General features: G+C 70.6%; 24 protein-coding genes. 13 read left to right on the top strand and 11 right to left on the bottom strand.

What is annotated here, in order from left to right; all coding sequences use genetic code 11:
- Positions 1-36 precede the first annotated feature (36 nt).
- The 3 genes from Q0D75_RS09665 to Q0D75_RS09655 form a co-directional block, all read right to left on the bottom strand.
- The gene (locus Q0D75_RS09665) at positions 37-381 is read right to left on the bottom strand and encodes a hypothetical protein (protein ID WP_291052438.1); all 345 of its coding nucleotides are present in this window, start codon (positions 379-381) and stop codon (positions 37-39) included.
- Between the two features lie 116 nt (positions 382-497).
- Positions 498-800, bottom strand: coding sequence for a hypothetical protein (locus tag Q0D75_RS09660; RefSeq protein ID WP_291052435.1), 303 nt, complete (start codon positions 798-800; stop codon positions 498-500).
- Between the two features lie 8 nt (positions 801-808).
- Positions 809-1,180: a hypothetical protein gene (locus tag Q0D75_RS09655; RefSeq protein ID WP_291052434.1), complete on the bottom strand. Its 372-nt coding sequence runs from the start codon at positions 1,178-1,180 to the stop codon at positions 809-811.
- Positions 1,181-1,346: 166 nt separating this feature from the next.
- Here Q0D75_RS09655 and Q0D75_RS09650 point away from each other — a divergent pair, with 166 nt between their 5' ends.
- From Q0D75_RS09650 to Q0D75_RS09640, 3 genes are all read left to right on the top strand, one after another.
- Positions 1,347-2,195: a hypothetical protein gene (locus tag Q0D75_RS09650; RefSeq protein WP_291052431.1), complete on the top strand. Its 849-nt coding sequence runs from the start codon at positions 1,347-1,349 to the stop codon at positions 2,193-2,195.
- A 120-nt stretch (positions 2,196-2,315) separates the two neighbouring features.
- Complete coding sequence (locus tag Q0D75_RS09645; RefSeq protein WP_291052429.1) at positions 2,316-3,101, top strand: hypothetical protein; 786 nt, start codon at positions 2,316-2,318, stop codon at positions 3,099-3,101.
- Positions 3,102-3,125: 24 nt separating this feature from the next.
- Positions 3,126-4,178, top strand: coding sequence for a LacI family DNA-binding transcriptional regulator (locus tag Q0D75_RS09640; protein WP_291052425.1), 1,053 nt, complete (start codon positions 3,126-3,128; stop codon positions 4,176-4,178).
- On the opposite strand, the gene Q0D75_RS09635 is transcribed toward Q0D75_RS09640, so the two are convergent.
- Positions 4,175-5,485 carry an NtaA/DmoA family FMN-dependent monooxygenase gene (locus Q0D75_RS09635; RefSeq protein WP_291052422.1) on the bottom strand — a complete coding sequence of 437 codons (1,311 nt, stop codon included), beginning with the start codon at positions 5,483-5,485 and terminating at the stop codon, positions 4,175-4,177. The genes Q0D75_RS09640 and Q0D75_RS09635 overlap by 4 nt on opposite strands.
- A 217-nt stretch (positions 5,486-5,702) precedes the next feature.
- On the opposite strand from Q0D75_RS09635, the gene Q0D75_RS09630 reads away from it, so the two are divergent.
- The 7 genes from Q0D75_RS09630 to pdxY all read left to right on the top strand — a co-directional run bounded on the left by Q0D75_RS09630 (position 5,703) and on the right by pdxY (position 13,617).
- A complete protein-coding gene (locus Q0D75_RS09630) occupies positions 5,703-6,194 on the top strand; it encodes a RidA family protein (RefSeq protein WP_291052420.1) in 492 nt (163 codons plus the stop codon).
- Between the two features lies 1 nt (position 6,195).
- Positions 6,196-7,365 (top strand): ABC transporter substrate-binding protein, encoded by a 1,170-nt coding sequence (locus tag Q0D75_RS09625; protein ID WP_291052417.1) that lies wholly within the window; start codon positions 6,196-6,198, stop codon positions 7,363-7,365.
- Between the two features lie 84 nt (positions 7,366-7,449).
- Positions 7,450-8,358 carry a branched-chain amino acid ABC transporter permease gene (locus Q0D75_RS09620; protein WP_291052414.1) on the top strand — a complete coding sequence of 303 codons (909 nt, stop codon included), beginning with the start codon at positions 7,450-7,452 and terminating at the stop codon, positions 8,356-8,358.
- 2 nt (positions 8,359-8,360) lie between these two features.
- The gene (locus Q0D75_RS09615; RefSeq protein WP_291052411.1) at positions 8,361-10,220 is read left to right on the top strand and encodes a branched-chain amino acid ABC transporter ATP-binding protein/permease; all 1,860 of its coding nucleotides are present in this window, start codon (positions 8,361-8,363) and stop codon (positions 10,218-10,220) included.
- Positions 10,217-10,936 carry an ABC transporter ATP-binding protein gene (locus Q0D75_RS09610; protein ID WP_291052407.1) on the top strand — a complete coding sequence of 240 codons (720 nt, stop codon included), beginning with the start codon at positions 10,217-10,219 and terminating at the stop codon, positions 10,934-10,936. The genes Q0D75_RS09615 and Q0D75_RS09610 overlap by 4 nt, the downstream gene beginning before the upstream one ends.
- 94 nt (positions 10,937-11,030) lie before the next feature.
- A complete protein-coding gene (locus Q0D75_RS09605) occupies positions 11,031-12,704 on the top strand; it encodes a gamma-glutamyltransferase (RefSeq protein ID WP_291052405.1) in 1,674 nt (557 codons plus the stop codon).
- Positions 12,705-12,765: 61 nt separating this feature from the next.
- Entirely contained in the window at positions 12,766-13,617 is an 852-nt protein-coding gene (gene pdxY / locus Q0D75_RS09600) for a pyridoxal kinase PdxY (RefSeq protein ID WP_291052402.1), read from the top strand.
- A 32-nt stretch (positions 13,618-13,649) separates the two neighbouring features.
- On the opposite strand, the gene Q0D75_RS09595 is transcribed toward pdxY, so the two are convergent.
- From Q0D75_RS09595 to Q0D75_RS09570, 6 genes are all read right to left on the bottom strand, one after another.
- Positions 13,650-14,597 (bottom strand): DNA-formamidopyrimidine glycosylase family protein, encoded by a 948-nt coding sequence (locus Q0D75_RS09595; protein ID WP_291052400.1) that lies wholly within the window; start codon positions 14,595-14,597, stop codon positions 13,650-13,652.
- Positions 14,598-14,661: 64 nt separating this feature from the next.
- Positions 14,662-15,141 carry a MarR family transcriptional regulator gene (locus Q0D75_RS09590; RefSeq protein WP_291052397.1) on the bottom strand — a complete coding sequence of 160 codons (480 nt, stop codon included), beginning with the start codon at positions 15,139-15,141 and terminating at the stop codon, positions 14,662-14,664.
- Between the two features lie 85 nt (positions 15,142-15,226).
- Positions 15,227-17,404 carry a glutamine synthetase III gene (locus Q0D75_RS09585; protein WP_291052394.1) on the bottom strand — a complete coding sequence of 726 codons (2,178 nt, stop codon included), beginning with the start codon at positions 17,402-17,404 and terminating at the stop codon, positions 15,227-15,229.
- A 268-nt stretch (positions 17,405-17,672) separates the two neighbouring features.
- Positions 17,673-18,653, bottom strand: a complete 981-nt coding sequence (locus Q0D75_RS09580) for a sucrase ferredoxin (protein ID WP_291052392.1) — start codon at positions 18,651-18,653, stop codon at positions 17,673-17,675.
- Positions 18,654-18,846: 193 nt separating this feature from the next.
- Positions 18,847-20,211 carry a cupin domain-containing protein gene (locus Q0D75_RS09575; protein WP_291052389.1) on the bottom strand — a complete coding sequence of 455 codons (1,365 nt, stop codon included), beginning with the start codon at positions 20,209-20,211 and terminating at the stop codon, positions 18,847-18,849.
- On the bottom strand, positions 20,208-20,465 hold the full coding sequence (locus tag Q0D75_RS09570; RefSeq protein WP_066043706.1) for a BatC protein: 258 nt from the start codon (positions 20,463-20,465) through the stop codon (positions 20,208-20,210). Before Q0D75_RS09570 ends, Q0D75_RS09575 begins: the two co-directional genes overlap by 4 nt.
- A gap of 121 nt (positions 20,466-20,586) precedes the next feature.
- On the opposite strand from Q0D75_RS09570, the gene Q0D75_RS09565 reads away from it, so the two are divergent.
- From Q0D75_RS09565 to Q0D75_RS09555, 3 genes are all read left to right on the top strand, one after another.
- A complete protein-coding gene (locus Q0D75_RS09565) occupies positions 20,587-21,066 on the top strand; it encodes a DUF6153 family protein (protein ID WP_291052383.1) in 480 nt (159 codons plus the stop codon).
- Positions 21,067-21,174: 108 nt separating this feature from the next.
- Complete coding sequence (locus tag Q0D75_RS09560) at positions 21,175-21,909, top strand: thioredoxin domain-containing protein (protein ID WP_291052381.1); 735 nt, start codon at positions 21,175-21,177, stop codon at positions 21,907-21,909.
- Positions 21,910-22,024: 115 nt separating this feature from the next.
- Positions 22,025-23,965 carry a sodium:proton antiporter gene (locus Q0D75_RS09555; protein WP_291052378.1) on the top strand — a complete coding sequence of 647 codons (1,941 nt, stop codon included), beginning with the start codon at positions 22,025-22,027 and terminating at the stop codon, positions 23,963-23,965.
- A gap of 96 nt (positions 23,966-24,061) precedes the next feature.
- On the opposite strand, the gene Q0D75_RS09550 is transcribed toward Q0D75_RS09555, so the two are convergent.
- Positions 24,062-24,281 (bottom strand): hypothetical protein (locus Q0D75_RS09550; protein WP_291052375.1); only part of this gene is annotated, 220 nt, incomplete at its 5' end.

Raw genomic sequence — 24,281 nt, 5'->3', positions numbered from 1 at the left:
AAGCTGCCGACGTTCAGCGTTCGAGAGGTCGCCCGGTCAGACCGGGTAGTCCTCGGGGTAGTAATCGGCGGCCTCGTCGTCGGGGATGACCACGGCCGTCGCAGTGGGGGTCTGCTTCTTCAGCAGGTCTTCGAGACGGGCGGCGTCGGCCGAGAAATCGGGCTCCTCGCCGTCCCAGTCCTGCGGCACCGACAGCACGTCGTTGCCGACCCCGATGACCAGTTCGGCGGTGCGCGGGCCCTCGCCGTTCTCGGGCACGATCGGGATCTCGACCGCTTTCGCCTTCCCCCTGTCGGCCAGGGCTGCGGTGAGGTCGATCAGGTGCTCGGCGACATCATCGGTGGTGAGAAGGGTGCCACCGGCATAAGTAATGCAACGCATTCATCCATCGTGCCCCGATGTGCGCTTCTCGGCACGGGCCGGTCGCAGCCTCTGGCCGAGGGGAGGGATGAGCGAGACGAACGCTGGTGTTGCGGGCCGCCCCGCCCAGGAATCGTCTAGTCGTGGCGAAAGCTCTCGAACAGTTCTACGAGGGTCTGAGGGGAACGATCGCTGAAGATCACGTCGAGATTGCGCGCGGACTCGGCCGCCGCCTCGGCCGAGCGGGGGAACAGCTCGGCCTCGTAGTCGGCAAGCGCGGCCTCTGTGTCTGCGGTCGTGGCGAGGCAGGCGGCGAGCACGCTTATCCGGCGGGGGACGAGCGGGCAATCCGAATCGCGTACCAGCCCTCGAATCGGTTCGCTCCATCCTTCGAGCAGGCTCAGCACCGCATGCCTCGCGGATGCGGCGTCGAAGAGCATGCTGTCTCCTACGAGTCCCGCCTGGGCAGGATGATCGGCTGATGTGGCGAAGAGGTCGGTCTCGATGAAAGAGATGCCCGTGCAGGCAGGGGATGCCGGCGACACCCGTGCGCGCACCTTCGACCACGCACCGTCGCGTCGGGCAGCGAGTCGAGGAGCATGTCCCGCAGCCGGCCCCGATCGACCTCGGGGCGGGCGAGCTCCCCGTCGTCGAAGTCTTCGTAGAGCAGAGATCCGTGGCGATCCACGATCCTGGTGGCCTCGCCGCCGCGGTGGATGAGCCTGCTGAACGGTTCCCAGAGGTCCGCCGCGCGGATCGCTCTCTGCCCGTTGTAGTCGTGGATGTCGTGCATCCATGGGGATTTCCAGTCGGTGAACATCCTGTAAAGAATTGCCTATTACCATTTATTGGACTTGATGTCCGAAATATGGCTCTGGGATGGTGTCGCTATGACGATTCTCCTTCGCACACCACCGTTGCGCTCTCGAGCGGGGCATATCTCCTCCCCGCGGCCGGAGCGCCGCTCGCGCATTCTGCACAGGCTGGTGGCGATCGCCACAGCGACCGCCGTGATTCTCGGGGCGAACGCGCTCGCCCCGGTGCAGTCGGCCTCCGCCACGCCGTCCGAGCTCGTGTACACCATGTCCACGACAGGATTCCCCTATGACAGCGGGAAAGCCCGCAAGCAGTTCACCGACCTCTATGGAAGCACCCGGGTCGAGGATTTCATCCGTTCGTACACCACCGCGAACCCCGCCCCGGGGGGCACCGTGCCCTTCACCGCCACGGGAGCTTCGTGGATCTCGCGGGTTGCCGACTCCGGCAGCACGGGGACCGTCACGTTCGAGCCCTACGCCATCACGGTCAGGGTCAAGACCGATTCGATCCGCGCGGCTTCGTGGGGCGAGGTGATGAAGACGGCGGGGATCGTCGCCGCGACCGCTGCCACCTCGGCGCTGGCGTTCTACGGATGCATCGCGGCGGCCGTCTCGCTGACGGGCGGGGTCGCCTCGATCACCTGCAAAGCGGTAGCGGGTGCGATGGCCGCACTCGTGGCCCGGGTTCTGCAGGCGCACTTCAACAATGAAGACATGAAGTCCGGCCAGTTCTGGGCTGAGACGTTCGTGGCGATGCTGATGGGCGCACTCGCCGGAGCGGCTCTGGACTGGGCGAGCACCTTCACGAAGAACAGTGTGCCCACCATGCTCATCCGTGTGGCCGACACCTGGGATCGCTTCGTCGCCTGGCTGGGATCGTGGGCGACTCCGTGGATCCGGGAATCGGTTCCGCGGTTCCGCATCCTGATGAGAGATGCCGGCGACAAGCTCGTCGGGGCCTGGGAGCGCGCGATGCGACCGCTCGCGTGCCCGGCGTGCGGTGCACCCAACGGCTGACGCCCGGAACGCGCCCGGACTCGGCGTCGCGGTGGTTCTCCGCCCGGCGCGTTCCCCGTGGAGCTCTGCCATGCGCGGCTCGCGGCATGGGCGGGCGGCGGCCTCTGGCAGGGTGGAGGGATGAGCGAGACGAGCGCTGCTGTTCCGCGGGCCGCTGTGACGGTGCTGCTCGTGCGGCGCGATCCACTGGCCGTGCTGATGGTGGAGCGCGGGTCGGTGGGGGCGTTTCCGGGGGCCCTGGTGTTTCCGGGCGGGGTGGTGGATGCGGAGGACTCCGACGAGGGGTGGCTCGAGTTCGTCGATGTGCCCGGGCGCATCGGCGTGCCCGATGGGGCGGGCGACGGGGGCGAGGCCGGCGGGCTCGACGTCGCGGAGCGCGCCCGGCGGGTGGCCGCCGCGCGTGAACTGTGGGAGGAGACGCACCTGCTGCTCGGTCACGGGTCGGAGGCCGCCGAGCGACTGGACGCCGCGGGTGTGAGCGCGGGCGACGGGCTGCTCGCGGTGCTTCGGGCCACGGGCTTGCGCATCGACCTCGGGCTGCTGCATCCGCTCTCCCGCTGGCTGACGCCCGAGGTGCAGCCCAAGCGATTCGACACCTGGTTCTACGCCGCCGAGGCTCCGGCTGCCGCGGGCGCGGTGAGCGAGGCCGTCGACGGTGTCGAGATCCTGGGCGCGCAATGGCTCGAGCCGCGCGAGGTGCTCGCCGGGCTCGCAGACGGGGGCCCGCACGTGATGCTGCCGACGCGGGCGCACCTCGCGCGTCTGGACGCCGCCGGAGGCGACTGGGTGGCCTGGTCGCACGCGTTCCTCGCCGACCCGCGCACGGTGACCCCCGCCGTACGCGGCGAAGGCGCGGCGGCGCGCCCCACCCTCGACCCCGCCGACGGCTACCCTCCGCGCGACTGAGCGGGCGGATGGTAGCGTCGCAGCGTGAATCGTCGACGCGCTGCGACCCTCGAAGACGTGGCGCGCGCGGCGGGGGTGTCGCGCGCGACGGTGTCGTTCGCGCTGTCGGGCACCGGACGCCTCTCCGACGAGACGCGTGTCCGCGTGCGGGCCGTGGCCGCCGAGCTCGACTACGCCGTGAACCTCGGCGCCCGCAACCTGCGCCGGGCGCGTGCCGGCGCGATCGGCCTCTACCTGCCCGAGAGCACCAACGGCCTGGCGTACTACATGGACTTCATCTTCGGCGTGGTGGAGGTGGCCTCGGCGAGCGGGCAGTCGGTGACGATCGTGGCCGGATCAGAGACCACCGGAACCGTGCAGGCCCACGTCGACGGCTTCATCCTGATCGACCCGCCGGATGACGACGCCGCCGTGCGCCGCATCCTCGAGGGCCGCCTGCCCGTGGTGTCGGGTGAGGTCGTGCCCGCCGCCCTGCCGGCACCGTGGGGCACGGTCTATTCCGACCATTCACTCGGCATGGCGCAGCTGATGGACCACCTGCACGAGCGCGGATCCCGCCGCCCCGCCCTGATCGCGCCGGCCACGAACACCACCTGGGGGCGCTCCCTGCTCGAGTCGTACCAGTCCTGGTGCGCCGCTCGCGGCATCCGCCCGCTCGTGCGCGAATCGAGCCGCCGTTTCATGCCCGACGACGTGCGCCGCGTGGCCACCGAGCTGCTGGTCTCCGACGACCGCCCCGACGCGATCGTCTCGGCCCCCGACGGATCGGCGGTCGGCGCCGTCTCGGCCGCCCGTGCCCTGGGTCTGAACGTGGGTGACGACGTGCTCGTCAGCGCCTACGCCGACAGTCTGGCCATGCAGATGTGCGACCCCCCGGTCACCGCCATCGACCTGCACGCCCGCGACTTCGGCATGCGCTGCGCCCGCCTGCTGCTGTCAGCCCTCACCCCCGCCCCGCTCGGCGAGCAGGCGCCGGATGCTGCGCCCGCGCCGCCCGCGACGGCTCCGGATGCGCCCCCCATCGTCGAGCCCTTCACGATCGATCTCCGCGTTCGAGCCTCGACCGCCGGCGCCTAGAACTCGCGGAGGTTGTCGCGCAGGGTGGCGCCCGTGTACGACGAGCGGGTGAGCCCACGCCGCTTCAGCGCGGGCACCAGGCCGTCGGTGATCTCGGCCAGGTTCTTGCGGTTGAGCGGGCCCGAGAGCAGGAATCCGTCGCCGCCGACCTCGTCGATGACCTCGCCCATCCTGCGGGCGACGGTGTCGGCGCTGCCGACGAGGTCGATCGTGGCCACCATGTTGTGCTCGATCACGAGCTCGCGCAGGGTCTTGCCCGCGGCATCCTTCTGGTAGCGCGCCATCGTGCTCTGCTGGGCGTTCACCTTGCCGTCGAGGTTCGGCATCGGCTGATCGAGGTCGAAGGCCGAGAAGTCGATGCCGCTGAAGTACGACATCACCGAGAGGTGCTCCTCGACGTACTCGTCGGTGGTCTTGGCGGCGGCCCGGGCGGCGGCGATGTCGCGCGCGATCTGGTCGGTCTCGCCGATGATGGGGTCGACCATGAACAGGATCTTGCACTCCTCGGGCGCCCGGCCGTACGCCTCCATCCGCTTGTGGATGTCAGCCCGGTAGGCCTTCATCGAGTCGAGTCCGTTGGGCACGCAGAAGATCACGTCGGCGAAACGCGCGCCGAACTCGCGGCCCGCGGGGGAGCCGCCGGCCTGCGAGATGACCGGGCGACCCTGCGGCCCGGGGGGCGTGTTGAGCGGCCCGCGCGAGGAGTAGTGCTCGCCCTCGAAGTGGATGGGGCGCACCTTCGTGTAGTCGGCGAAGACGCCCCGTGAGGTGTCCATGACGACGGCGCCGGGCTCCCACGAGTCCCAGAGCTGCGTCACGAGATCGGCCCACTCCTCGGCCATCACGTAGCGGAGGTCGTGGTCGTGATGGCCTTCGAGGCCGAAGTTCTGCGCCGCGCGGTCGCTCGCCGAGGTCACCAGGTTGCCGCCCGCGTGGCCGCCGGAGAGCTGGTCGAGCGTGGCGAGCATCCGTGCCGCCATGAAGGGCGGGTAGAAGGAGGTGGAGATGGTGGGGATGTAGCCGAGGTTCTTGGTGACCTGCGTGAGCACGGCCACCATCGCCGTGGGGTCGGAGCGAGGGATCTCCTGGGCGTACTTGAGGTCGGCCTGCATGTCGCCGCCGAAGATGTCGGGCACCATCAGGCCGTCTTGGAACACCATGAAGTCGAAGCAGGCGCGCTCGAGCGCCCGGGCGGCATCGGAGTACAGGCTCGGCGACCACCAGTCGTCGTTGTCGGTGCCGGCCCAGTCGCGCCGCCAGGACTGCACGCTGTAGCCGTTGCCGACGAACCAGCCGAGATGAAACATGGGTGTCTCCGAATCGCTCGAGATTGCTGAATGGGTCTGATCGTGCCGGAATCGAACATGATTCTGTCAATCGGCAACGGATTCCGTAGGTCGGCTCTGTTACGAGCACGTAAAACCTTCGTCTGTCGATGGAATTACTTTCAGTATGGTGTCACGATTTAGCAAGCAACAAGCACCAATCCGAAATTCCCCACCCGCACCAACCCGAGGAGCATCCGTGTCGTTCGAAACCCGCGCAGCCGAACTCGGCCTCGCCATTCCGGACTACGCGGCCGTGCCCTACCACGGCCTCTCCTACGGCTCGATGAAGGCCTTCCACCAGACCGGGAACCTGCTGTTCCTCTCCGGTCATGTGGAAGACGCACCCGGCCACGAGGGCGACCCGCAGCACGCGGGGCGCCTCGGCGCCGAGGTGAGCGTGGAGGAGGGGTACGAGGCCGCCCGCCTCACCGCCCTCAACTGCCTCGCCACCATCCGGCTCGCCCTGGGGAGCCTGGATCGGGTGAAGAGCCTCGTCGGTTCGCTGAACTACGTGGCCGTCGCTCCCGGGTTCACCGATGTCCACCTCATCTCCAGCGGTGCCACAGACCTGTTCCTCGAGCTCTTCGGGAACGAGGCCGGCCTCGGCGGGCGCGCCACCATCGGCGTCGCGGCCCTCGCCGGCAACCACTGCTTCGAGAACGTCCTCACTATAGAAACGGTTGATTGACATGATCCGACGCACCTCCGGCGCCCGCCCCGCGCGCCGCCTCCTCGTCGCCGGTGCCGCGGTCGCGGCGCTGTCGCTCTCGCTCGCCGCCTGTTCCAGCGACGCCGGCGCATCCGACGCCGGCTCGTCGTCGGGCGGCGACATCGCCCTCGGCTACACGGCCACCCTCACCGGCGACTTCGCCAGCTACGGTCTCGAGATGCGCGAGGGCGTCGACCTCGCCGTCGAGCAGATCAACGCGGCCGGCGGCATCGACGGCCGCCAGGTGACCATCGTCTCGGCCGACGACGAGGGCTCGCCCGCCAACGGCCCGGTCGTGGCGCAGCAGTTCTGCGACGACAGCTCCATCGCCGCCGTGCTCGGCTACAGCTTCTCGTCGGTCGCGCTCGCGGCCCTCCCGGTCTACGACCAGTGCGGCCTGCCGGTCGTCGCCTCGGCGGTCACCTCGCCCGAGCTCACCGGTGCCAGCAGCGTGTTCTTCCGCGACGTGTTCACGGATGCCTACCAGGGCGCTGCGATGGGAGAACACGTCTACGACGGCGGCACGAAGAAGGTCGCCGTGCTCTACCAGCAGGACGACTACGGCCAGGGCGTCTCCGAAGCCTTCAGCACCGCGTTCGAGGAGGCCGGCGGAACGGTCACCAGCTCGCAGGCCTACCAGCTGGGCACGGTCGACTTCGCGACCCTGATCAATACGGCGCTCGCCGACTCGCCCGACGGCGTGTTCATCGGCGGCTTCTACACCGAGGCCGCCAAGATCGCGACGCAGCTGCGGTCCAGCGGATCCGACCTGCCGATCTACGGTACCGACGGCGCGGTCAGCCCTGACCTCGTCTCGCTCGGTGGCGACTCCGTCGAGGGCATGACCGTCTACTCGGCGTTCTCCGCCGCTGCCGGAACCCCGGCCGCGACCGACTTCGTGGCCGCGTTCAACGAGAAGTTCGACAAGGACCCGTCCTCCTGGGCGGCCCTGGCCTACGACGCCACGAACGTGGTGGCCCAGGCCATCACGGATGCCGGCAGCACCGACCGCGCCGACGTCGCCACGGCGCTCGCCGCGATCGACGGCTTCGCCGGAGTGACCGGTGACATCAGCTTCGACGACGGCGGCGACCGCCTCGGTGAGCTGGTGTTCCTCAAGGTCGACGGCGGCGCGTTCGTCGCCGAGTGAGAACGCGGTGGCGGGGCGCGTCCCCCGCGGCGCCCCGCCACCGTCCTCGCCCCTTCCGCTCCTTCCGAACCAGAACCAGGGATCATGACCCAAACGCTCATCAACGGCCTCGCGGTCGGAGGGATCTACGGCCTGCTGGCCGTCTCCTTCAGCGTCGTCTACGGCGTGCTCGGCATGGTGAACTTCGCCTTCGGCGAGGTCTTCATGTTCGGTGCCTTCGGGGCGCTGGTCGCCTCGGCGGCGAACACCCAGATCGCCGGCGCCGACTTCGCCGGCCCCGCGCTGCCGCAGTGGGCGGCGATCGGCGTCGGCCTGCTGGTCGGCGCGCTGGTGGGCCTCCTGATCGAACGGATCGCCTACAAGCCGCTTCGCAACGCCCCCATCCTGTCGATGCTGATCACGGCCATCGCCGTCTCGATGCTGTTGAGGGCGGTGGGCACCTTCCTCTTCGGCGCCTCGCAGTCACCGGTGCCCGCGCCCGCTCTCGGTGACGCGATCAGCGTTCTCGGCGCTCGCGTACAGCCCATCGACATCGTGATCTTCGGGGTGGCCGTGCTCGCCACGGCCGCGTTCTGGGCCCTGGTGCGCTTCTCGCCGATCGGCCGGGCCATCCGCGCCACCGCGCAGGACAAGGACGCCGCCCGCCTGATGGGCATCGGCGTCGACAAGGTGATCTCGACCACCTTCGTGCTCGGCTCGATCATGGCGGCGCTGGCCGGCATCCTGTACTCCCAGAAATACGGCTTCGCGGCCGCCGGCATGGGCTTCCTGCCCGGGCTCAAGGCGCTGGTCGCGGCGGTGCTCGGCGGAATCGGCAGCATCCCCGGTGCTTTCGTGGGCGGGCTCGTGATCGGGCTCGTCGAGGAGTTCGCCGCCGGGTACGTGCCGCAGGGCTCCGCCTACCGTGACGTGATCGCCTTCGGCGTGCTCGTGCTGGTCTTGTGGCTGCGGCCGCAGGGGCTGCTCGGCCGCCGCGAAGTGCAGAAGGTGTGACTATGACGACGTCGACTTCCGCGACCTCCTCGCGACTGCTGCGGCTCATCCCGCCCGCCGTGCTCGCGATCGTCGCCCTGCTCGCCCCGGTGCTGCTTCCCGGCGACCGCTGGGTGCGGGTGGCGGCCCTCGCGCTGATCTACATCGCGCTCGCCTCGGGCCTGAACATCTTGGTGGGCCTCACGGGGCTGCTCGACCTCGGCTTCATCGCCTTCTTCATCGTGGGCGCCTACACGACGGCGATCCTCACGGTGCGGCTGTTCGTCGATCAGCTGGGCTTCGACCCGGATTCGCTCTGGTGGCTGTTCCCGGTGAGTCTCGTGGCAGCGCTGCTGCTGGCGGGGATCGCCGGGGCGATCATCGGCTATCCGACGCTTCGGGCCCGCGGCGACTACCTCGCCATCATGACGCTGGCGTTCGGCGAGATCGTGCGGATCGTGTCGATCAACTGGATCGACCTCACCGGGGGCTCGGTGGGCATCCGCAACATCCCGCCGTTCGGGGTGGGCTCGGTCGAGCTCGTCAGCCCCGCCGCGAACTACTACGTGGTGCTCGCGATGGTGGTGGTCATCCTGGTGGCGCTCGCCGGCGTCGTCGCCTCGCCGGTCGGCCGCGCCTGGGTCGCCATCCGCGAAGACGAGCTGGTGGCCTCCTCGATGGGCATCCGCACGCGCCGCTACAAGCTGCTCGCCTACGTGTGCGGCGCCTCGATCGCAGGCGTGACCGGGGTGTTCTTCGCGCACATGCAGCAGTTCATCAACCCCGACAGCTTCACGCTCGAAGACAACTTCATCGTGCTCTCGCTCGTCATCCTGGGTGGCGCGGGCACCTACTGGGGCCCGGTGGTGGGCGCGACGCTCTGGATCTTCTTCCAGGCGATCGCCCGCGACTGGACGATCGTGCAGGAGCATCCGGAGTTCCGCACCGGGTTCCTGGCGCTGATCGTGATCGTGCTGATGATCCTGCGACCCGGCGGCATCGTGTCGCGGCGGCTGAAGCTGACGCGCGGCTCGACGCCGGCCGAAACGAAGCCAGAAGGAGTGATCATGCCTCCGGTCGAGAACGTGATCACGCCGGCTGCTGATTCGGTAGCTCCCGGCACGCCCGTGCTCGTCGTCGACGGTGTCGGGCGCACCTTCGGTGGCCTCACCGCGCTCGGCTCGGTGAGCTTCGAGGTGCGGCGGGGCGAGATCCTGGGCCTGATGGGCCCGAACGGCGCCGGCAAGTCGACACTGCTGAATGTGCTCTCGGGCGTCACGAAGCCCTCGCGCGGCACCATCACGTTCCGCGGCGAGCGGATCGACGGCCTCGAGAGCGACCGGGTGAGCGTGCGCGGCATCGCCCGCACCTTCCAGACCGTGCGGCTGTTCTGGGACATGACCGTGCTCGAGAACATGCTGGTCGGCGCGCACGAGCGGCTGCGCGGCTGGGTTCCGGCGTTCGCGCTGCGGCTTCCGCGGCACCGCCACGACGAGTCGGCGGCGCTCGCCGAGGCCGGCATCCTGCTGGAGTTCGCGGGGGTGGGGGAGCGGCGCAACGACCGCGCCTCCTCGCTCAGCTACGACGCCCAGCGCCGCGTCGAGATCGCCCGGGCCCTGATGACCCGCCCGAGCATCCTGCTGCTGGACGAACCGGCCGCCGGCATGAACGAGAGCGAGACCCGCGAACTCGCGTCGCTGATCACCGCGATCCGCGACGCCGGCACCGACATCGTGCTGATCGAGCACGACATGGACCTGCTGATGAGCGTCTCCGACCGGATCGTGGTGCTCGATCACGGCGAGGTCATCGCATCCGGAACCCCCGACGAGGTGCGGCGCGAGCCCGCCGTGCTCGAGGCCTACCTGGGGAGCGACGCATGAGCCTGCTGAGTGTGGACGGACTCTCCGTGAAGTACGGCGCGGTGCGCGCGCTGAACGACGCCTCGCTGCACGTCGACGACGCCGAGCTGGTGGTGATCGTGGGCGCCAACGGGGCCGGCAAATCGAGCCTGCTGCGCGCGGTGTCGGGGCTGACCAAGGCCTCGGCCGGATCGGTCTCGTTCGCCGGCCGCACCATCACGGGCGCCTCCGCCGAGTCGCGGGTGCGCTCGGGACTCAGCCTCGTGCCCGAGGGCCGGCACATCTTCGGCCGGATGACGGTGCAGGAGAACCTGCAGATCGCCACCTGGGCGAGCAAGCGGCGCCTGAAGGACGAGATCGAGCGCATCCACACGCTCTTCCCCGTGCTGGCGGAGCGCGCGCACCAGGTGGCCGCCACCCTCTCCGGCGGCGAGCAGCAGATGCTCGCCATCTCGCGGGCGCTCGTGCGGCGGCCGAAACTGCTGATGCTCGACGAGCCCTCGATGGGGCTCGCACCGCTGATCGTGAAGCAGATGTTCGAGCTCATCGCCGACGTGAACGCGCAGGGCACGAGCGTGCTGCTGGTGGAGCAGAACGCGCGCATGGCGCTGTCGATCGCGCATCGCGGGTACCTGATGGAGACCGCGACGCTGAGCGGCGGAGGGAGTGCCTCCGCCATGGCCGACGACGAGAGCCTGCACGCGGCGTACTTCGGCCGATCGTCCCCGTCGCCCTGATCCTCCCGCCCCGCTCGTGCATCCCGTCGTTCCGGATGCGCCGGGCGCGTCCGTTCTTCTGCTCACCTCCTCTCGAACCTGGGAATGCCTCACCATGACACCGTCCTTCCGTGCGCCGTCCGGCGCTTCCGGCCATGCGGCCCCCTCCGGCCCTGCGGTCGCTCTCGCCGCGCCTCACCTCGACGCCGTACGGGCCGCCCGGGCGGTCGTCGCCGAGGGCGGCAACGCGGTCGATGCCGCCGTGTGCGCCGCCGCGGTGCTCACCGTCGTGTACCCGCACATGTGCAGTGTGGGCGGCGACCTGATCGCACTCGTGCGTTCGGCCGACGGCACCCAGACCTGCGTGAACGCCTCGGGGGCGTACGGGTCGGGGGCATCCGTCGACGAGCTGTTCGCGGGTGTGGCCACGATGCCCGTGTCGGGGCCGCTGACCGTGTCAGTGCCGGGAACGCCCTCGGGGTGGGCGACGCTGCTGGAGCGCTGGGGCTCGCTGCCGGCGGCACGCGTGCTCGCCCCGGCGATCGCCCTGGCGCGGGATGGGATGGTGGTGAGCCCGGGGCTGGCCGGCGCGATCCTCGACGACCGGGAGGCGCTGTTCGCCGATCCGGGGATGCGGGCGGTGTTCTTCGCCGACGGGGTTCCCGCCGCGGCCGGCACCGTCATCCGGCAGCCGGCCCTGGCCGCCACACTCGAGTCGCTGGCCGCCGACGGGCTGCCGTCGTTCTACACCGGTGCCGTCTCCGGTCGGCTGGCCGCGGGGTTCGCGGAGCTCGGGGTGCCCGTGACCGCCGGCGACCTGGCGGCGCACGAGCCGCGGCTCGAGCGGCCGCTCACCGCGGAATTCGCCGGGCTGCGGGTCTCGACCGCCGCCCCGAACTCGCAGGGGTACACGATGCTGCGCACGCTAGGAGCGTTGGAGGTGATCGCCGGCGCCGATCCGTCGCACCCGCCGGTGGCCGGAGCGCCTTCGGCGCCCTCATCGCGTCCGTCGCCGTCGGTGGTCGACGCGGCCGTGCTCGCCGAGCTGTTCCACAGCGGCGACGTGCTGCGCGACTCGGAACTGGCCGACCCGCTCGTGGTGCCGGTCGACGTGGCCGGCGTGCTGTCGCCGCCGGCGCTCGCCGATGCCGCATCCGCGGCGCTCGCTGGAGCGCGCACCGGGGCCCGTGCCGAATCGGTGGTCACCCCGCGGCCCGGCGGCGACACGATCGCCGTGACGGCCGTCGCCGCAGACGGAACCGCGGTCTCCCTCATCCAGTCGGTCTTCCACTCTTTCGGTTCTCTCCTGCTGGAGCCCTCGACCGGACTCGTGCTGCACAACCGGGCGGCGTTCTTCACCCTGCAGGAGGGGGCGCCGAACCGGGTCGCCGCGGGCAAGCGGCCCGCGCACACGCTGATGCCGGTGCTCGTCGAGACGGCCGCGGGGCAGGTGGCGGCGCACGGCACCATGGGGGGCAAGGCGCAGTCGCAGATCCACGCGCAGCTGCTGCTGCGGGTGCTCGAGGGCGCCTCGCCGCACGAGGCGGTGACGGCGCCGCGCTTCATCGTGGGTGGTCTGGACAAGGGCACCTCCAACGACTACATCGTGGTGGAGCCGACACTGCCGCCGCTCGTGCGCGAGCAGCTGGAGCGCGGCAGCCTGCGGCTGGTCGAGGGAACGCACCTCGACTCGGATGCCGGGCACGCGATGATCGCGCGGCTCGACCCGTCGGGCCTTCTCTCGGCGGGGGCGGATCCGCGCAGCGACGGGGGCGTGTTCGTGTCGTGATGTTGCTCCACGTCTCGCGTCGGATGACACGGGAGGGCTCGCGGTCTGCGAGAGTAAAGGGATGAAGATCCTCTCGATCCAGTCGGCGGTGGCGTACGGCCACGTCGGCAACTCGGCAGCCGTTTTCCCCCTCCAGCGCATCGGGGTGGAGGTGCTGCCGGTGTACACGGTCAACTTCTCCAACCACACGGGGTACGGGTCGTGGCGCGGGCCGCTGATCTCGCCCGACGACGTGCGCGAGGTCATCACCGGTATCGAGGAGCGGGGCGTGTTCCCCCAGATCGACGTCGTGCTCTCGGGCTACCAGGGCGGCGCAGGCATCGGCGACGTCATCATCGACGCCGTGCAGCGTGTGAAGGCGGCGAACCCCTCGGCCATCTACTCGTGCGACCCCGTGATGGGCAACGCGAAGTCGGGCTGCTTCGTGGCGCCGGAGATCCCCGTGCTGCTGCGTGAGCGGGTGGTTCCGGTGGCCGACATCATCACGCCGAACCAGTTCGAGCTCGGCTTCCTCACGGAGACCGAGCCGGGTGATCTCGACTCGACCCTCGCATCCGTCGACCTGGCCCGCGCGATGGGCCCCTCGACCGTGCTGGTGACCAGCGTCGAGCGCCCCGACCGCGAGCCCGACACCGTCGAGATGCTCGCCGTCGACTCGGCCGGCGCGTGGATCGTGCAGACTCCGCAGCTGCCGATCAAGGCCAACGGATCGGGCGACGTGACGGCCGGGCTGTTCACCGCCCACTACCGGGCCACGGGCTCGGCCTCGGTGGCGCTGGAGCGCACGGCCTCGAGCATCTTCGACCTCATCGACGCCACCCTCGCCTCGGGCGAGCGCGAGCTGCGCCTGGTGGAGTCGCAGGAGTTCTACGCGCACCCTCGCATGCAGTTCACCGCGCGCCGCGTGCGCTGACACGTGTGCCACGCCGTGGCGACGCGCCGTCGCTACTTGAGCAGACGGGAGAGCACGCGGTCGGCGAGAGGCTTGCCCCCGGTCTGGCAGGTGGGGCAGTACTGCAGACTGGAGTCGGCGTAGGTGACCTGGCGCACGGTATCGCCGCACACGGGGCAGGGCTCCCCGGTGCGGCCGTGCACCTGCAGGCCCGACTTCTTCTCGCGCTTGAGCTCGGAGGCGGCCAGTCCGTCGGCGCGCTCGATCGCGCCGCGCAGGGTCGACTGCATCGCACTGTAGAGAGCGGAGGTCTCCTCCGCGGTCATCGCGGCGGGCTTGAAGGGCGACATCCGCGCGCTGTGCAGGATCTCGTCGGAGTACGCGTTGCCGATCCCCGCGATCACCGACTGGTTGCGCAGCACGCCCTTGATCTGCGCGCGCCCGGAGCCCGCCAGGATGCCCGCGAACACCTCCTCGGTGAAGGCGGCGTCGAGCGGATCGGGCCCCAGCTGCGCGATCCCCGGCACCTCGGCCGCATCCCGCACCAGATACAGCGCGAGGCTCTTCTTGGTGCCGGCCTCGGTGATGTCGAGGCCTGATCCGGCCGGGCCGATCCCGTCGTCGGCCAGCACCAGCCGCGCGGCGAGCGGGCCCTTGCCCGGGCGCCCGCTCGGCGGCGGTGGCGGACCCTCGCGCCAACGAATCCACCCCGCCCGCGCGAGGTGCAGCACCAGGTGCACCTGACCATCGGATGCGCCGCCACCGGCCGACGCATGCGGTGTCGACCGCTCGGTCGCGGCATCCGGAGCACCCACCGTGAAGTCGAGGAACTTGCCGTGACGCGAGACGCTCTCGATCCGCTGCCCGGCCAGCGTCGACGGCGTCGGGTCGAAGGTCTTGAGCGCCGCGAACGACACCACCTCGAACCGCTCGATCGTGCGCCCACCGAGCCGCGCCCCGAGATCGCTCACGAGGGCGTGCACTTCGGGCAGCTCAGGCATGCCCCCATCTTCCCCCTCACCCCCGACACCCACCACCCACCCCCGTGGTGTGAAGTGCACCAGGTCAGGGGAGGACGCGGAGGGTGTTCTCGGGGTCGAGCTTCTGCAGCAGCGCGGCCATGATGTCGTCGAGCTGGGTGACCTGCTCCTCGGTGAGGAGGTCGATCACGTGCGAGCGCACGGTGTCGACGTGGCCGGGCGCCGTGGCCACGACCTTCTCCCAGCCGGCATCTGTGAGGTGCGCGTTCGTGGCGCGGCGATCACCCGGGCAGGGCAGCCGCTCGACGTAGCCACGAGCCTCGAGGCGGCTCACGACGTGCGAGAGGCGAGGCAACGTGGAGTTCGTGGTGGCGGCCAGTGCCGTCATCCGCAGCACCCGATCCGGGCTCTCAGAGAGCTTCGCGAGCACCAGGTACTCGAAGTGCGTCAGCGCCGCATCCCGCTGCAGCTGCGAGTCGAGCACGGCCGGCAGCAGCTCGACGACGGCCTCGAGCCGGATCCACGCCCGCAACTGTTCGGCGCTCAGCCAGCGGGGTGCATCCATGCCCCCAATCCTAAGCACTTGTCGGGACAACCATGCCCCCGCCGCCCCCCCTCAGAGAGAAGGGCGGCAGGGGGAGCGGTTGCTGCTAGAGCACGTAGAGCATCTCCTGGTAGGTGGGCAGGGGCCAGAGGTCGTCGGAGACGAGCTCTTCGAGGGCATCGGATGCGGCCCGCACGGCCGACATGGCCGGCAGCAGGGCGGCGCGCGCGTGCTCCGCCTCGGCCTGGGCCGAGTGGCCGACCTCCTCGGCCAGCGCGGAACGCAGCGAAGCCAGTGCGCTGCGGAGCGCACCGAGGGGCTCCGACACCTCGGTCAGCGGTGCCAGGTCGGCCTCGACCCCGGCCGCCTTCAGCGCGGCGATGTTCGTCGCCACCTCCGTCTGGTGCCGCACGGCCGCCGGCAGGATCTGCGTCGTGCCCATCTCGAGCGTCAGCCGCGCCTCCACACCGATCGTCAGCGCGTACTGCTCGAGCCCGATCTCGTACCGCGAGTGCATCTCGCGCTCGTTGAACACCTTGTACTTGGCGAAGAGCTCGAGGGCGGCCGGCGTGATGAGCTCGGGCAGAGCATCCAGCGTCGTCTTCAGGTTCGCCAGCCCGCGCTTCTCGGCCTCGACCGGCCAGGCGTCGGCGTACCCGTCGCCGTTGAACACCACGGCGCCGTGCTCGGTGATGATCTCGGTCAGGAGGGCCTGCACCGCGGAATCGAAGTCGGTGCCCTCGGCGACGGATGCCTCCAGCGCGGTCGCCACGTAGTCGAGGGAGTCGGCCATGATCGTGTTGATCGTGACCATCGGGCCCGAGACGGTCTGCATCGAGCCCGGAGCGCGGAACTCGAAGCGGTTGCCGGTGAAGGCGAACGGGCTTGTGCGGTTGCGGTCGCCCGGGTCGGTCGGAAGCACGGGCAGCGTGTCGACGCCGATCGTCATGTGCCCCTTGCCCTTCGACGAGGTGGCGGGACCCGACGCGATCTGCTCGAAGATGTCGGCGAGCTGGTCGCCGAGGAAGATCGAGATGATCGCCGGGGGAGCCTCGTTGGCGCCCAGCCGGTGGTCGTTGGTGGCCGAGGCGACGGATGCCCGCAGCAGCCCCGCGTACTTGTGCACGGCCCGGATGACGGCCGCGCAGAACACTAGGAACTGCGCGTTGTCGTGCGGGTTGTCGCCCGGCACGAGGAGCGAGCCGAGCTCGGAGTTGCCAAGCGAGAAGTTCACGTGCTTGCCCGATCCGTTGACCCCGGCGAAGGGCTTCTCGTGGAACAGGATCTCCATGCCGTGCTTCTTGGCGATGGTCTTGAACGTCGTCATCAAGAGCTGCTGGTGGTCGGCCGCGATGTTGCCGCGCTCGAACATCGGCGCGATCTCGAACTGACCGGGGGCCACTTCGTTGTGCCGCGTCTTCGCGGGGATGCCGAGCTTGAACAGCTCGCGCTCGGTGTCCATCATGAAGCCGAGCACGCGCTCGGGGATCGCGCCGAAGTAGTGGTCGTCGAACTCCTGGCCCTTGGGCGGCTTCGCCCCGAAGAGCGTGCGACCCGAGTTCATCAGGTCGGGGCGGGCGAGGAAGAAGTGGCGGTCGACCAGGAAGTACTCCTGCTCGGGCCCGCAGAACGAGACGACCTTCTTGGTGTCGGTGTGGCCGAACAGCTTCAGGATGCGCTCGGCGTGCTCGCCCATCGCCTGCTGCGAGCGCAGCAGCGGCGTCTTGTGGTCGAGCGCCTCGCCGGTCATCGACACGAAGACGGTGGGGATGCAGAGGGTGTTGCCGTTCGGGTTCTCGAGCACGTAGGCGGGGCTCGTGACGTCCCAGCCGGTGTAGCCGCGGGCCTCGAAGGTGTTGCGGAGGCCGCCGTTGGGAAAGCTGGAGGCGTCGGGCTCGCCCTGCACGAGGGTCTTGCCGGCGAACTCGGCGAGAGCGGATCCGTCGCCCGTGGGCTCGAAGAAGCTGTCGTGCTTCTCGGCGGTGAGACCGGTCAGCGGGTAGAATACGTGGGCGTAGTGGGTGGCGCCCTTCTCCAGGGCCCAGTCCTTCATGGCGCTGGCCACGGCATCCGCCACCAGCGGGTCGAGCGTGGCGCCGTGCTCGATGGTGGACATCACCGACTTGTACACCGACTTCGGCAGTCGCTTCTGCATCACGGCCTGGTTGAACACGTTCGTGCCGAACACGGATCCGGGTGCTTCGGACTCGTCGAAGCTGTGGGCCGGGGGCACGTAGGCCTCCACGTCGCGCATCGCCTGCAGTCGGGCCTTGTTTCCACTCATGGGTCTTCTCCCTCGCCGCGGCGCTGGGTGACCGTCGCTTACGACGGACGCCGCTCAGGGCTCACCCTAGGGATGCGGTGTCTCGGCGATGTTTCGGGGGTGTGACGGTCAGAATCCGCAGATGCATCGCGGCGGGCCGCCTCGGGCGGCGGGCGGGGCGGTGGTGATGGTCGCAGCGACGGAGCGAACGGGCAACGACGGACTCACGATCCGTCGTTACCCGCGAAGGGCCGATATCTCCGTCGATACCGGGCACGGACTGGGGGCGTCAGCGGGAGAGGGTGACGAGGTTCCACTGGCGCACGCGGCCGGGGCGGGTGGCGGCGCAGGTGGAGAGCAGGGGGTCGGAGTGGGCCTCGGCGAGCTCGACGGTGATGGTGCGGGCGGGGCGGGCGGTCTCGCCGGGATCGGCCGGAGCGGCCGGATCCGCCAGGTCGGCCGGATCGGCCAGGTCGGCCAGGGTCACCGTCCAGCGGGCGTGGCCGTCGCCGCCGTCGTGCCACTCCTCGCCGAGCGGGGCGTAGGCCTCGACGCGGTCGTCGCCGAACTCGAGGCGCGCGTAGTGCTGTGCTGCCTGCACCGGATGCGTGAGCGAGCTGCGCCCGCGGTAGAAGCGTTCCTCGACGCGCCCGGCCCGGTAGCTCGCGGCGATGCGGGCGGCATCGTCGTCGTCGACCCGCCCGTAGTAGAGCCCGTGCGGGAAGAGGATCATCGTGCCGGCGAAGCGATCGCCGCCGAGGTGCGAGCACTCCCAGGTCTCCTCGGGAAAGGCCTCGGCCAGGCGCGCCACGACCTGTCGCCCGCGAACGGCGCAGCACTGATCGTGCCGGGCGTGGGCGCAGACGGCGAAGACGGGCCGATCGGATGCGACGCCCGCCGAGCCGTCCAGCGGAACGTCGAGCAGCTGGTGCGGCTCGTCGACCTCGCCCCAGCGCACGGTCTCGTGCCCGGGCCGGCTGTCGACGAAGGCCCAGCGCCACCGCTGCGGTGTGCTGCGGTCGATGCGCTCCGGATGGCGGCCTGTGCGGCGGATGGCGAGCGGGCGCATGCCGGCGCTCTCGATGCGGGTCACCAGGGCTCGCCCCAGCTCCACATCGAAGGGCGGGTCGAGAAAGGCGCGCGTTCCCCACGCGCCCTCGTTCTCGACCAGGAACCACTGCAACCCGCGCCCTCCGGTGGCGGCCAGCGGATCGTCGCGCTCGCGCGACCGGTCGCTGCACGGCCGCCACTCCAACCGTGCGTCGCTCATGCGGGCCTGCCGCCATCCAAAGCGACGGATTTTCTACTCACCGCGCTGCAGCGGAGCCACTGTGCGGCGGCGTGTCGGGCAAGAACTCCGTCGTTTTGGATGCACACCGGGTTGAGGTGAGAGTACGAGTGCGGGTTGAGGTGGGCGTGCGGGTGTGCGTGCGGGTGCGGGTTGCGGTGGGGGTGCCGGTGCATCAGGCGGGGACCAGGATGCCCTCGCGGAGGAGGCGGCGGGTGACGACGAGTGCACTGGCCGCGTCGAGCTCCGGGAGCTCCGCGACCGAGAGAGCACCGCCGGCGTGCAGCCGGCGCACGGCGGCTTCGGCCTCGGCCGGCAGCGACACGGTCTTCGACGAGGTACGGATGCGCACGGTCTCGCCCTCGGGGAAGAGATCGACGGCGGCATGCAGCGAGCCGCGCCAGCGCACCCGCGAGCCTGCGTCGAGCGCTGCGATGAGGTCGACGGTGGCGAGGGGCGACACCGGCTCGGGGCGGGTGGCGGAAGCGAAGCGCGAGGCGAGACGCTTCGAGACGGTGAGGGCCGCATCTGAGGCGGGTGCCGCGTCTGAAGCGGGTGCCGCAGCTGAAGCGGGTGCCGCAGCTGAGGCAGGTGCCGCACCCGGAGCCGGCGCAGCATCCGGAGCGCTCGGCGAAGGAGTGGCACTCGCCATGGCGGCGAAGGCCTGCTGCAGCGCGGCGAGCGTCTCGTCGACCACGGGGCGCAGCGCCTCGGGGTCGGAGAAGTCGAGGCCGGCCGGCAACGACGAGCGCAGCGCGGCGACGTCGCCGAGCGAGCCGATCAGCGCCTGCACCACGTCGGCGCGCGTGTAAGCGGCCACGCCGATGGTGAGGTGCACGCTGGTGCCGCCGAGCGCTTCGGCCGAGTGGATCCACCCGCGTGGCAGATACAGCGCGTCACCGGGCCGGAAGACCGCGTCGATCACGGGCTCGTGCCTGGCGGCCTCGGCCACGGCGGCGCGGTGGTCGCTCCAGGGCTGGTCGCGGAGCGGATCCGGGTGCACCGGCGCGTGGATGCGCCAGTGCTTCTCGCCCGCGATCTGCAGCACGAACACGTCGTGCACGTCGTAGTGCGGATCGAAACCGCGCGAGGACGCGGGGGTGATGTACGCGTTCACCTGGATCGGGTGCCCGAGGTCGTCGACCAGATGCCGGGTGAAGTCGATCAGCGGCGGCCAGGTGCGATGCAGCCCCTGCAGCACGATCGTGGCCCCGCCGGCGAACTCGGCGAGCACCTTCTCGGAGCTGACCTGGTCGCCCACCTCGGCCCCGAACCCGCCCGGCGCGGTGTACGAGGCGGGGGAGAGCACCGACCCTTCGTGGGCCATCCGGATGAACGGGGTGCGCAGTCCGCGCTCGCTCACGAGCTCGTCGACCGCCTCCTCGGTGAGCAGGTCGCGGAACCCCTCCGGAAGCGTCTCCGCCCGGGACAGCAGGGGCGCCCGCCCCCAGAACGCACGGTCGAACTCCTCCGGAGCGACCGAGATGCAGCGGGAGAGCGCGGGCCGGTCATCCGACCCGCGCTCGAGACCGTTCGTCACGCCGAGCCGTCGGCCCCGCCGTCGTGGCCGCCGGGGTTCGCGCCGCCGTCAGCGGTGCCCTCTCCCTCGTCGGCCGAGCCGTCGGCGCCGCCGTCGTGCCCGTCGGGGTTCGCACCACCGTCGGCCGGGCCTTCGCCGCCCGCCGCCGAGCCGTCGGCCCCGCCGTCGTGGCCGCCCGGGTTCGCTCCGCCGTCGGCGGTTCCCTCGCCGCCCGCAGCTGCGTCGGTCGTGATGTCGTCGTCGTCGATTGCCATCCTGATCTCCTCTCACCGGCGGCCTGATGCCGTCGCTCGAAGCGTACGCCCGACCGCCGACGCCGCGCATCCACCTGCCGCAACCCGTAACCGGACAGACCGCGCTGGGTATCATCGATCCGTGGACCCGCATCCCGCTCGTCGCGCTCGACCGCACGCCAGACTGCTGGCCTGCCTGGTCGCTCTGCTCGCCGTGCTGGCCGGACTGGCGTCGATGCACGCTCTCGAGCGCACCGTCGGACCTGCCGGGCAACCCACGATCGTGATCGCGGGGATGACGGCGGACGGTCCTGACGAGGGCGGATCGCTCGCCGCCGACCTGGCCACCGGCCTGACCACCGACGCGGCCACCTCCGCCACGACACCGGTCGCCGCATCCGGCGATGAGGCGGCCGAACTGGCCGGACTGCTCGGATGCGCCTCAGCCGGCCTGCTCTGCGCACTCGGTGTCGTCGCACTGATCAGACGAGCGGTGACGGGACGTCGTCCCTCGTCACAGGCGCCGTCCACAGCACCGCCTCGGGGTGCGCCGCTTGCAGCGACCCAGGTCGTGCAGCGCGCCGCCCCCTCCGTTCTCGCGCTCTCCGTTCTGCGCACCTAGGCCGATTCGGCGGACGCTGCGGCGTCCCTTCCCCCGACGGCCCCCGCCTCGGCGCCTCGTCGCGCCCGAGGGCGATTCCCGCATCTCACCCGAACGGAACCCCCCCCCATGTCTCAGAAGAACCCGAGCGCCTCCGCTCGAACCGAAACCGCGCGCTCGAGCGCCTCCCGGCTCGCGGCCGCACGAAAGTCACCGGGCAGGCTCGCGATCCTCGCCCTGGTCGCCGTCTTCACCGTCATCGTGGCGGCGGTCGCCATCCTCGCCGTCAGCGTCACCCAGGGCCTGGAGCGCGGCACGGCCGCGGCCGACGGCGCGTCCGTGGTGCGGGAGAACAGCCACGTGCTCGGCGAAGCATCCGACGGCACGGTCACCCTCGTCGAGTTCCTCGACTTCGAATGCGAGGCGTGCGGCGCGTTCTACCCCTACGTCGAGCAGTTCCGCGCGGAGTACCAGGGCCGGATCACGTTCGTGGCCCGGTACTTCCCGATTCCCGCCCACCACAACTCCCGGAACGCCGCGGTCGCGGTCGAGGCCGCCGCGGCGCAGGGGAAGTTCGAGGAGATGTACCGGATGATGTTCGAGACCCAGGGCGCCTGGGGGGAGAGCCAGCAGGACCGCTCACCGCTGTTCCGCACGTACGCCGAGCAGCTCGGGCTCGACCTGGCCGCCTACGACGCCGCCGTCGCCGCTCCCGAGACGCTGGCCCGCGTGCTGCAGGACTACGACGAAGGAGTGGCACTCGGCGTGGACAGCACTCCGACGTTCTTCCTCGACGGCGAGAAGATGACCATCGAGAGCCTCGACGGGTTCCGCGCCCAGCTCGACGCGGCACTGGCCGAATGACGGTCGCATACCGACGGATGCCGCACCGAGCACCGCATCCCTGACCGATAGCCGGTGCGGGCCCCGCCACCACGATGTCGCCAGCCGGGCCGCGGGCCCTCGGTACCCTTGGGGCATGGAGAGCACAGAGCTGATCACGCTCGTGGTGGTGGGCGTCGTCTTGGTGATCGGGGCCGTGTCGTTCTTCGCGGGCCGCATCGGGGTCGCCGCACCGCTCGCACTGACCGTCGTGGGCGTGATCGTGGGCGCCATCCCGGGCATCCCGCACTTCGAGGTCGAACCGTCGCTCGTGCTCACCGTCATCCTGCCGCCGCTGCTGTACGCGGCCGCCCGGCAGGTGCCGTTCGTCGACTTCCGCCGGAACCTGCGGGTGATCGGCTTTCTCGCGATCGTGCTCGTGGTGGTGTCGGCGGTGCTGGTGGGTGCACTCGTGCATCTGCTCTGGGCGACCGTGCCGATCGCGCTGGCCATCGCCCTCGGGGCCGTGGTGGCGCCCCCGGATGCCGTCGCCGCCACGAGCCTCGGCAAACGCCTCGGCCTGCCGCCCCGCATCGTCACCATCCTCGAGGGCGAGGGGCTGGTCAACGACGCCACCGCTCTGGTGCTGCTGTCGACCATGCTCGCGATCGTCACCACCTCGGCGGAGTCGCCGAACGGCTGGATGATCGCGCTCACCTTCCTCTGGGCCGTCGTCGGCGCGGCGGTGATCGGGGGCCTCCTCGGGGTGGCGGCCGTCGCGCTCCGGCGGCGCATCACCGATCCGGTTCTGGATGCGGCGGTGTCGCTGGTCATCCCGTTCCTCGCGTTCCTGGCGGGTGAGACCGTGCACGCCTCCGGGGTGGTGGCCGTGGTGGTGGCCGGCATCGTCGTGGGCAACCAGGGCGCGTACCGCATCCGGGCCTCGTTCCGTCTCGCCGAGGCGAACACCTGGCGCACGGTGACGCTGCTGGTGGAGAACGCGGTGTTCCTGTTCATGGGGTTCCAGCTGTGGCCGGTGGTCACCGAGGTGCTCGCCCAGAATCAGCTGCTGGGAACCCTGGGGGTCGCCGGGCTCGTCATCCTGCTGCTGGTCGGCATCCGGTTCGCCGCGATGCCGCCCCTGCTCTGGACGATCCGTCGCCGCTATCGCCAGCGGGCCGCGCGGGCCGACAAGACGCAGGAGCGGTTCAGTGCAGTCACCGAGGAGGACTTCCAGCAGCGTGCCGCGAACATGCGCCGGCTCGGCATCCGGCAGTCGCCCCTGAAATCGATCACGCGGGGCCTGCGGGCGCGGTTCGGCATCGTGACGAAGAAGGACAAGGCCGCGCGCGACGACATCCTGGCGCGGCTGGCCGAGCTGGAGCGGAATCCGCCGCCGGAACCCGTGGAGATCGACCCGACCATGCGGGCGCGGTTCTCGAAGATGTTCGAGAACTTCCGCAAGCGTCTCGACCAGCAGAACAACGACCTCACCGCCGAGCGCGACCAGGCGCTGGGGTGGCGGGACGGGGTGATCCTCGGCCTGTCGGGCATGCGCGGCGTGGTCACCGTCGCCGCCGTGCAGACCATTCCCGAGGGCCAGCCGATGCGCGAGTCGCTCGTGCTGATCGCGTTCGCCGTGGCGATCGTGACGCTGGTCGTGCAGGGACTGCTGCTGCCGCCCGTGGTGCGCCGGCTGCGCCCGGCCGGCGACGACCCGGGGAGCGAGCGCACCGAGCTGTACGAACTCCGCAAACTGCTGAAGGACGCGGGCGACACCGCGGTGGCCGCGGCGGCCACGAAGGCCGAATCCGCGGGGTCGCCGCTCGAGCCGAAGGCGCTCGCCGATGTGCAGGCCGAGAGCGACCGCTGGGTGAACCACCTCGAGGTCTGGGCGAACGCCGACCTCGCCGACCCCGACAACCACGTGGCCCAGTACCAGCACCTGCGCCGGGTGCAGCTGGTCGCTGAACGCGACGCCCTGCGCGACGTGTACGAGCGCGGCGCGTTCTCGTCCGAAGCGATCGACGCGATGCGCGTCGCGCTCGACGCGGAGGAGACCTCCCTCGATACCCTCGACGGCCGCTCCGCCGAGTGACGGACCGGCCGGATGGCAGAACCCTCGGTGCGCAGGCAGGATCAGAACCGGGGAGGGGACGGGCCAGACCGGGCTCCATCCGTCAGTGAGTAGAGATCAGGTTTCCTCGCGAGCGTTGACGAACGCCGCCGCGAACGCCGTACCGGCGGCGAGCAGGGCGAGTGCGGCCGGGGCGGCGCTGCCGACCGGGGAGTCGTGCGTTCCGGTGAACGGATTCAGTAGAACGTAGTCGGCGAGGGGGAAGGCCAGCACGGCGGCCCCCGCCACGAGGATCCAGCCGGCGGCCGCCGCAGCGCGCCCGCGGCCTCGCCCGCGC

This window comes from Herbiconiux sp. (assembly GCF_023264855.1).
Taxonomy (GTDB): domain Bacteria; phylum Actinomycetota; class Actinomycetes; order Actinomycetales; family Microbacteriaceae; genus Herbiconiux.
The sequence above is the reverse complement of the archived record's forward strand: the minus strand, read 5'-3'. Positions and strand labels throughout refer to the sequence as shown.